At 53.3% G+C, this 7,784-nt stretch carries 8 protein-coding genes; 5 read left to right on the forward strand and 3 right to left on the reverse strand.

The annotated features are described in order from the left end of the window. The first annotated feature begins 461 nt into the window (after positions 1 to 461). Together BLQ98_RS18360 and BLQ98_RS01755 are read left to right on the forward strand one after the other, a co-directional pair. Positions 462 to 644 carry a hypothetical protein gene (locus BLQ98_RS18360; RefSeq protein ID WP_208596003.1) on the forward strand — a complete coding sequence of 61 codons (183 nt, stop codon included), beginning with the start codon at positions 462 to 464 and terminating at the stop codon, positions 642 to 644. A 424-nt stretch (positions 645 to 1,068) separates the two neighbouring features. After that, positions 1,069 to 1,989: a hypothetical protein gene (locus tag BLQ98_RS01755; protein WP_093731625.1), complete on the forward strand. Its 921-nt coding sequence runs from the start codon at positions 1,069 to 1,071 to the stop codon at positions 1,987 to 1,989. A gap of 713 nt (positions 1,990 to 2,702) precedes the next feature. Here BLQ98_RS01755 and BLQ98_RS01760 read toward each other — a convergent pair. Then, complete coding sequence (locus tag BLQ98_RS01760) at positions 2,703 to 3,440, reverse strand: hypothetical protein (RefSeq protein ID WP_093731626.1); 738 nt, start codon at positions 3,438 to 3,440, stop codon at positions 2,703 to 2,705. A 414-nt stretch (positions 3,441 to 3,854) separates the two neighbouring features. Between BLQ98_RS01760 and BLQ98_RS01765 the strand changes: the two genes are divergently transcribed. Together BLQ98_RS01765 and BLQ98_RS01770 are read left to right on the forward strand one after the other, a co-directional pair. After that, positions 3,855 to 4,289 (forward strand): LexA family protein, encoded by a 435-nt coding sequence (locus BLQ98_RS01765; protein WP_093731627.1) that lies wholly within the window; start codon positions 3,855 to 3,857, stop codon positions 4,287 to 4,289. Next, positions 4,286 to 5,557: a Y-family DNA polymerase gene (locus BLQ98_RS01770; RefSeq protein ID WP_093731628.1), complete on the forward strand. Its 1,272-nt coding sequence runs from the start codon at positions 4,286 to 4,288 to the stop codon at positions 5,555 to 5,557. The genes BLQ98_RS01765 and BLQ98_RS01770 overlap by 4 nt, the downstream gene beginning before the upstream one ends. Positions 5,558 to 5,766: 209 nt before the next feature. Here the strand turns inward: BLQ98_RS01770 and BLQ98_RS01775 are convergent, their stop codons facing one another. Further along, positions 5,767 to 6,246 (reverse strand): CIA30 family protein, encoded by a 480-nt coding sequence (locus BLQ98_RS01775; protein ID WP_093731629.1) that lies wholly within the window; start codon positions 6,244 to 6,246, stop codon positions 5,767 to 5,769. A 524-nt stretch (positions 6,247 to 6,770) separates the two neighbouring features. Here BLQ98_RS01775 and BLQ98_RS01780 point away from each other — a divergent pair. Continuing rightward, a complete protein-coding gene (locus tag BLQ98_RS01780; protein WP_141135296.1) occupies positions 6,771 to 7,454 on the forward strand; it encodes a hypothetical protein in 684 nt (227 codons plus the stop codon). Positions 7,455 to 7,488: 34 nt separating this feature from the next. Here BLQ98_RS01780 and BLQ98_RS01785 read toward each other — a convergent pair. Beyond that, on the reverse strand, positions 7,489 to 7,784 hold a 296-nt coding region (locus BLQ98_RS01785; RefSeq protein WP_141135297.1), incomplete at its 5' end, for an integrase core domain-containing protein.

A 7,784-nucleotide genomic window follows, 5' to 3' on the forward strand; every position in this document is an offset into this window, starting at 1 on the left:
ATCTTGGTCGCAAGAGGCCTGATTTGCTACACATTTTGCTCCCATTTCTGCTACGCACAACTTTCAGGCGTCGCTCGTCGGTAGGCTGCTCTGCACAATCATGTGATCATACGAATGCTTTAGCAGCGGACCCTCCATAGTGTGAACGGCGGGGCAATACTCAGCCGCGGTAGCGCCGGCATTGTGTTGTCCGAGCGACGTAAAAGTCGGCCATTTTTTCCCTTTCGAATTTCGGTAGGGCTTGGGGATATTCACCGTGGATTTGTATCTGAAGGTTCGGCGCGCTCACTTTGAAGTAGGTTTGAGTGAGTGTCAGATTGCTCGGTTTTTTTGGGGGTGGGCGGGGCAGCCGGGACAGTGTCTCTAAGTTGCTGGCGCATTCAAAACCGCCCGGCTATTGACGTACTGCGCCGATCAAGCGGCCCAAGCTTGATCCTGACACAGGTTAGATTGACCAATGGTTGACCGAGAATAAAACTCGCCCGCGCAAGCAGCGCGATCCAGCCAAGTGCATCTTTGAACGGTTGCGCGATGAATGCCGATATGATGGCGGATACACGATTGTCGAAGACTATGTGCGTGTACAAAAGCGCGGTAGCAAGGAGATTTTTTGTCCGTTCATACCCAGATCCAACATCGCCTAAACGACGGCGGCATCCTATATGAGCCAGCTGGCGGGAGGGAAGGCATGAGAGATGCACCAGAGCTGGTACTGGCTCATCACCTCAAGACCTTGCGCCTGCCTACGCTCCTGCGTGAACATGACAATCAGGCCCCTTTTAACTCTGCGATTGACACCAGTTTCATGGTTACCAAGGCCCAGCAGAGGCCCCTGTGGTTGCGCCGCCCCAACTCTCAGTTCTTTTCGATATGGGGGCATCTATGACCGGAAACGATGCCCAATTGCCAGCGTCGTTCGGACGCTCCTTTGGTGTAGCCAAGGTGATCTGTCGATAATTGATAATGACGACCGCATTTAACACAGGGGTTTAGTCAGGGAGATTTTGGCGAGCTCGAGGCGACTTATGGCGCTTGGCTCGGAACCTGCGTTTGTATACGAATTTGGCCATGACCTTTAACCTGAAAAAAGCCCTTAGTCTTCCTGACATTCACCACTCTGTCGCTAAACGCGACGAGGTTGTTAACCGTTTCGGGCCGCTCTTCCGCAGCCCATCCAGCCTCACGGAGCAAGACTATCTTGATTTCCTGAGTATTCAGCATAATCACCATTGGTCGGGATTGGAACGCCTTGGCCGCCCCGCAGCAAATGATATGGACAACCTGCGTACCGCTGTATCCATTCTTGTCGATGAAGATCAGCCGCTTTCGGATAGGTTCGACACGGCACTGTCGATGGTTCATGGTGTCGGTGCGGCCACTCTCTCGCCGATGTTGTTGCTTGCATATCCTGATCGTTATGGCGTTTGGAATGGAACCAGTGAGCCGGAAATGCGTGATCGCGGAATCTGGCCCACTTTTCCGCATGGGTCATCTTCCGGGAAGAAATATGAGGTTATCAATTCAACGCTTATTGACCTAACTAAAGAGCTTGGTGTTGATCTGTGGACGTTGGATGCTCTCTGGTGGGTTAGTAAATTAGAGCGCCAAAACAACGGCGAAATCAAGGATGCGCGCTTCAAGGAAGTTTGGAGGATGGCGGACCAAGCCGAACAAACTGCAAAGCAGTCGTACGGCCAGACCGTTGAGAGAACCGTCAAGAACAAGGATCTCCGGCTTTCGAAAGAGGCACTCATTGCTCATCTAAACGAATTGCTGGATGAAACTGGCAATCGTTGCGCAGTCACAGGTCTCATCTTGCAATTTGAAGGGCCCGACGCCCAGTTGAGACCCTCTTTGGATCTTATTGACAGCAACGGCCATTACGACGCCGGAAATCTACAGGTAGTGGCGCGCTTCATAAATTTTTGGAAGAGAGACACCCATGACATTGAGTTCCGGAGGCTGATCGCTGCTGTACGAGGCGAATAATGCCAGGAGTGCTAAAACTCATAAGTTTCTGTCATCGGTGTAAACGCCCCTTTCTTATCGGCTAACTTTCTTGAAAGCCGCCATTGGCCCAGATGCAGCGAATTGGTGTTCTATCTGCACAACTGAGCTTGCGACAGTCGTCAGCGAAAAGCCAACGCTAAACACTAATATCAATGAGGTGGCTTATGTGAGCCCGATCTGGGTCATTGAAAGGACAAGATGTAGGAATTTTGCCTTCGCGGCGATGACGATGACGATGGCGGTGATGATGATCTTAAAGGCGCGCCTGAGTTGCCTCGAGAAGTGATTCAGTAACCGAACTCTATTATCAGCGATGTGTATCTCTGGGCGATACATCTTTGATCATCTGAACAACGGTTACGTCTTGCAAGCCAGGACCGCTGGGAGGAGAGAAGCTCCTGTGCCTGCAGTGCGCCCGCATTGTTTCGGGAATAGTTGTATAGGCTCGCAACAGCCCGGTCCAATACCCATAGGTCTGGCGAAGCACAGATGGCAAACTCGGTGCGCGTAGAGGATTTGGCGCAGTTATAGCTTGGCCCATCAACACCCGTAGTCAACCCGTCCTGGCGTAGATCTCTTTCGGCGGACAGGCACCATCTGACTGTCCCTTGCTGGCTAAGGTCGGCTTTGGTTGTTGCAGCAAATTCACCCAGCAATGACACGAAGGTTTCAGGGCCGAAGAGATCATGGCCTTAGCGAAGAACAAGTCGCGACTGCTCTTTCAGGAGGCCCTCATCCACCCCGAGTAAGCTTGCGCAATGGGTCACGAGAGCTGCATATTGGGCAACTTGTCGGGTTATGCGCCGTGGCGTCGGGCGCGCAGAGATAGGGGTGACCCTATCGGCGTACTGGATAGCCACATCTATGCTTAAGGCTTGCGCGATATCTGGTGTGATTTCCAGAAGATCGTCGCTGGGCCCGGCAAAGGTAAAATACCGTATTGCCTCATAACTAAGTCCAATCTCATTAAGGAAAGCGCCGATCTGGGCATTTGCGACACCGGATTCAGATGCTCCAGGCGCGCCGGTGGCTTCATTGCGCATACGGTAGGCGGCATGAACGCTGACCTTTGCCGCGGATGACATGTAACGTCGCTTCCCTGCCACCCACATGATCGCGCAGATCGAATGGCAGCCGGCACCATCCAGAACCAAGGTCGTGTAGCCGCGGATGGCGATTTCGGCACCGATCGAAAGACCGGTTGTGACCAGGCCACCAGGAGACTCGAGAAAGACGGTTGCGCGCGGTGCCTGTTCTGCAAGCACAAAGAAGCGATCATCGTCGCCTTCCTCGATTGGACCGCGGATAATGATCGCTTTGTGACCATCTCTAAGCCCAGGGGCCAGTTCGATCTCAGCCGCACCTAATGCGCGCAGTTGGCCAACTGTGAACAGGCTGAGGGCAAGCATGAATACGCAGAAAAATCGCATCGTTTACTCCTAATTCATCAATACAATGAAGCGGATTTAACTTGCGACCGTGGCCAAAAGAAGGAGGCCGCTATGGAGTTTGAACAGTGTTCAAGGCGCGCGCGCACTAAGGTCGTTTTGGGCGGGATTGCCATCATCAAGTGCACCAATACAGCTAACGGCCGCACGGAGATTAACACTATTGATAGTATGGTTTAGCGCGAGTCTACTGTGGCCGAACACGGGAAGTGTTGAATTCCTAAACTCCGAGTTCTTGCACGGGCGCAAAGACCGTCGGCTTCGAGCCATGCTTACCGAATGCGGTCCCGCATTATTTTGCGATTGCACGAAAGATTCGCGATGTGAACGACCCGAACTTGACATCGGATAGGTGAATCGCAGATTGAGAACAAACATCGAACAGTTAGAATTCCCATGCCAGTTTACCCCGTTGATGAACCCGTCTACATGCCTTCGCAATCTGTTCGAATTGTCAGCACACCAGTCAGCGCCGGTTTTCCTTCGCCAGCTGGAGACGATCTCGAAGATGAGATTGACCCTATGGCATGGGTCGTGCGCCATCCTGCATCGACATTCTGGTGGCGCGTAGAAGGGGACTGCCTGTGGGACGCTGGGATACGTGATGGTGACATCATCGCTGTAGACCGCGCTGGCAAGCGTCGCATCGGGAGAGCAGTGCTGGCCGTGGTAGATGGTGCTGTCACAGCAAAGATCCTGCGTAAGCGTGGCGACAGATACTATCTCGCGCCCGCGAATAGCCAAGAGCAGTTCCCCGACGTCGAACTGACGGAAGATAGCGAAATCTGGGGCGTCATCGCTGGTGTTGTCCGGCGTTACGACTTGGCATGAAGCGGCCTGTTGCCATCAGCGACAGTGCCAACTTTTATGTGAGCGCTGAGAGGATATTTGATCCAACGCTAAAGAACGTCCCCGTAATCGTACTATCCAACAACGACGGCTGCGCCATAGCGCGCAGCGATGAGGCCAAGGCCTTGGGGATCAAGATGGGCACTCCGCTGCATCACATCCGCGAAAAGGTTGATGCACATGGCATACGGGTGTTCAGCTCGAACTACACGCTCTATGGCGATATCTCTCGTCGGGTGGTTGAGGTCTACGAAGACTTCACGCCAAACGTCGAGATCTATTCCATCGATGAATGCTTCCTCGACTTCGTCGGATTCAAGGACCGCACTGCACATGCCATGGCGCTGCGTTCAGCGGTCCTAAGGAGAGTAGGGGTGCCAGTACGTATTGGCATCGCGCCCACCAAGACGCTTGCGAAATGTGCGAACGATATCGCCAAGAAGAACCCCATCTTTGCTGGGGTTTTGGATATGATGGACGAGAGCCTTGCGCGCTGGCTGCTGCCGCGTGTGCCAGTCGGAGACATCTGGGGCGTTGGTCGAAAGACCACCGACAAGCTGAGGGCTCTGGGTGTACACACGGCAGCTGATCTTCGTGATCTGCCAATTCGGCAAGCACGGGCTGTTGGTACTGTGGTGCTGGAGAGGATCGTATTGGAGCTACAGGGTGAGGCCTGTCTCGCCTTTGAGGACGTAGAGCCACAGCGCAAAGGTATGGCTGTAACACGATCAGCAGGCACTCCGATGACAGACTTCGACACGCTGTTCCAAGCGATCACCGCGCACGCATCCCGGGGCGCTGAAAAGCTACGCCAGCACGGCTTGGTAGCTGGTACGCTGACTGTGTTCTTTCACACCAACAAGCACCGGCCAGACCGTCCTCAGTATGCAGCATCCAGAACAACCCGCATGACGCCGATGTCGTCAGATACCTTCGATCTCGTTGAAGCCGCACGGCGCTGCGCAGAAGCCGGATGGCCAAAGTCGGATGCTGAAAGCTATGGCTTCACCAAGGCTGGTATCATGCTGAATGACCTGGTTCGGTTCGAAGATCGTCCTCAGACGCTCTTTGACCAAGCGCGTCCAAAATCACCGGCGCTGATGAAGGCTCTGGATGACGTGAATGATCGGTTTGGGAAGAAGACGATGGTTCTGGCCAGCGAAGGTAAGAAGCAGGCGTGGCGATTGCGCGCAGATCATCGAAGCCCGCGCTATACCACGCGAATGGAGGATCTACCGGTAGTGCGATAGGGGAGGCCAACCGGTCCAAACGGCTGGGTTTTTCTTGTGAAGTAGAGGTCTAAATCTGACCGTACGCTTCGGGCATGATGCCGACATACACGGCAATATCGATAAGAGGTCGCGCCAGTATCTCGCCAGGAGCTCAATAAACCTGACGTGCAATTTGGCGAGCTGAGGTGCTATGTTCAGCTCTGCCGGGTGGCATGCAGGAAATTTGCTTAGTTCGCCGAGTAAAATCCGAAATTGGATACCGCGATACAGGCATCTCGTTCGCGTCCTATCGCCAGTACCCCGATGCGTCTAAGGCAAGTTGGGTCGAAAGCTGCGTCCACCCGATGCGATACCAGTGAAGAAAAAGGAATTTTGACCTTTTGCCAGTGTGGCTCGCTTACAAAATCGGCGCGAAAAGATTGCCAGGGTCTGCTTAGTTGCGCCGTGCGAAGCCGAACATCGTAGGTGCCGCCATCGCCGTATGCGTCAATCTCGATGCCGTCCCAGGCGCTTACGTCGACATCCGTACCACCTTCGTGAAGGTCAAATGCCATCTGGATAAAGCCACCGTTGTTCTCGAGCGAAACTGTACCACGAAGAACTATGGCGTTTCGGCCGCCAACGATTTCTTCTGCGATGCAACCGCTCGATACACCGCCCATGACGTTGTCTAACACGAATTCCCAATTAGGCGCGAGTTGCTTCATGGCTGTGACACAGGCGAAGCATTTCAGGATCGAAGTGCCCCGAACCGGTCGGGTGGTTGTGCGCCAGCTCTCCTAATCAAGGGGTTCGCTCCGGATCAGTGCTCGATCCTACGTTCATGACATGAGCCCCAAGCGTATCCCTACCGCCTAACTGCACGCATGCGAAACTCGAGCCCTGTAATTTCAGAAGAAATCTCATCAACGAACTGAGCATGAGCGAGACTCAAAAACTCATTGGGAAGCCAGTTTTCCCTGCCGCTGAGATGCTTTGAGAGCCCTTTTGGGATCATATCGTGCAAGCTAGCTTAAGCGGTGCATGGCCATTTGAGCTACCCCCCGAATAGAGGAATTGAATCAGCAGTTCAGGCCGCGATCAAGGAAGAGTTTTTCAACAAAATAAGCCCATCGGTACAACTTTCTCGCAGCTCACCAAACGCTTCTTTGCTCGTATCCCCGCGGAAACTTGAAAGCGCAGGCGAGTGCGCCTAACCTACAATTCAATTTTATTTCCAGGTGATTACCCCATGCCTTTGCCGCTGCTTGCCATTCCTGTTCTTCATTCCTCTGGCGCTTGGATTGCTTATGCGGGTTCCGGTTATTTAGCGGGGACACTTTCAACCACATGGGTTGGTGCACTAATACTCGGGAACACTACATTGTTTACAAGTATAGGATTGGTCTCCACCGCCGGAATTGCTGCCGCGTCTGGCGTTCTCGCAGGCTTTGGCGCATCGGCGGCGGCGGGACTTGGGACGGCTCTTACAGCTGTTGGACTTGGCAGCGTTGCATCTTGGATGGGCATTGCCCCAGCTGCAACTTTCCTCGGGCTCACCACTGTAGGCTGGACTCTGATGGGAGTGGGCGCAATCGCACTGGTGCTTGGTGCGCTGTTTACTCGCCGGATAATGAAGAAACTGAACGAAGAGCGTGCGAAGGGTGGTTTGGAAGCTATTACTGTTCGACAGCTGGTCGCGGAAGTTCGAGATTATGAAGTGGATGCCATGCGTCATGTACTGCGAAAGCTCGCAGCGAAAGATGCAACTCTCATATTAAAGGATCGCGATACGAAAATTTCCATCATCGGCCGATCGTTTTCCATCAACAAGCTTCGCTACCGGATCAACAAAGACGGTTCGGAGGAAATTGGATATGTTACTCGACTTGGACGATTTTTTTCTGTGTATTTGGTAAAGGGCAAAGATGGGTAATCCCCCCATTTTTAATGGGGTCCAACCGTAGAATTCAGGCGGCTGTTTTCAGTTTCATGGCGGGTGTCATGCCGCCGATACCCATGTTGGGTCGCTCGTTGTTGTAAGTCCAGAGCCATTCAGTTGCTTGGTCTTGTGCCTCCTCAATGGTTTCGAAGATGTATTGCCCGAGCCATTCGCCGCGAACGGTGCGGTTATAGCGCTCAATGTAGGCATTCTGTTGTGGCTTGCCCGGCTGGATGTATTCCAGTCGAACATTGCGTTTCTCTGCCCACTCCATCAGCTTACCACTGATATATTCTGGGCCATTATCGACGCGAATTGTCTGCG

The organism is Sulfitobacter litoralis (genome assembly GCF_900103185.1).
Classification (GTDB): domain Bacteria; phylum Pseudomonadota; class Alphaproteobacteria; order Rhodobacterales; family Rhodobacteraceae; genus Sulfitobacter; species Sulfitobacter litoralis.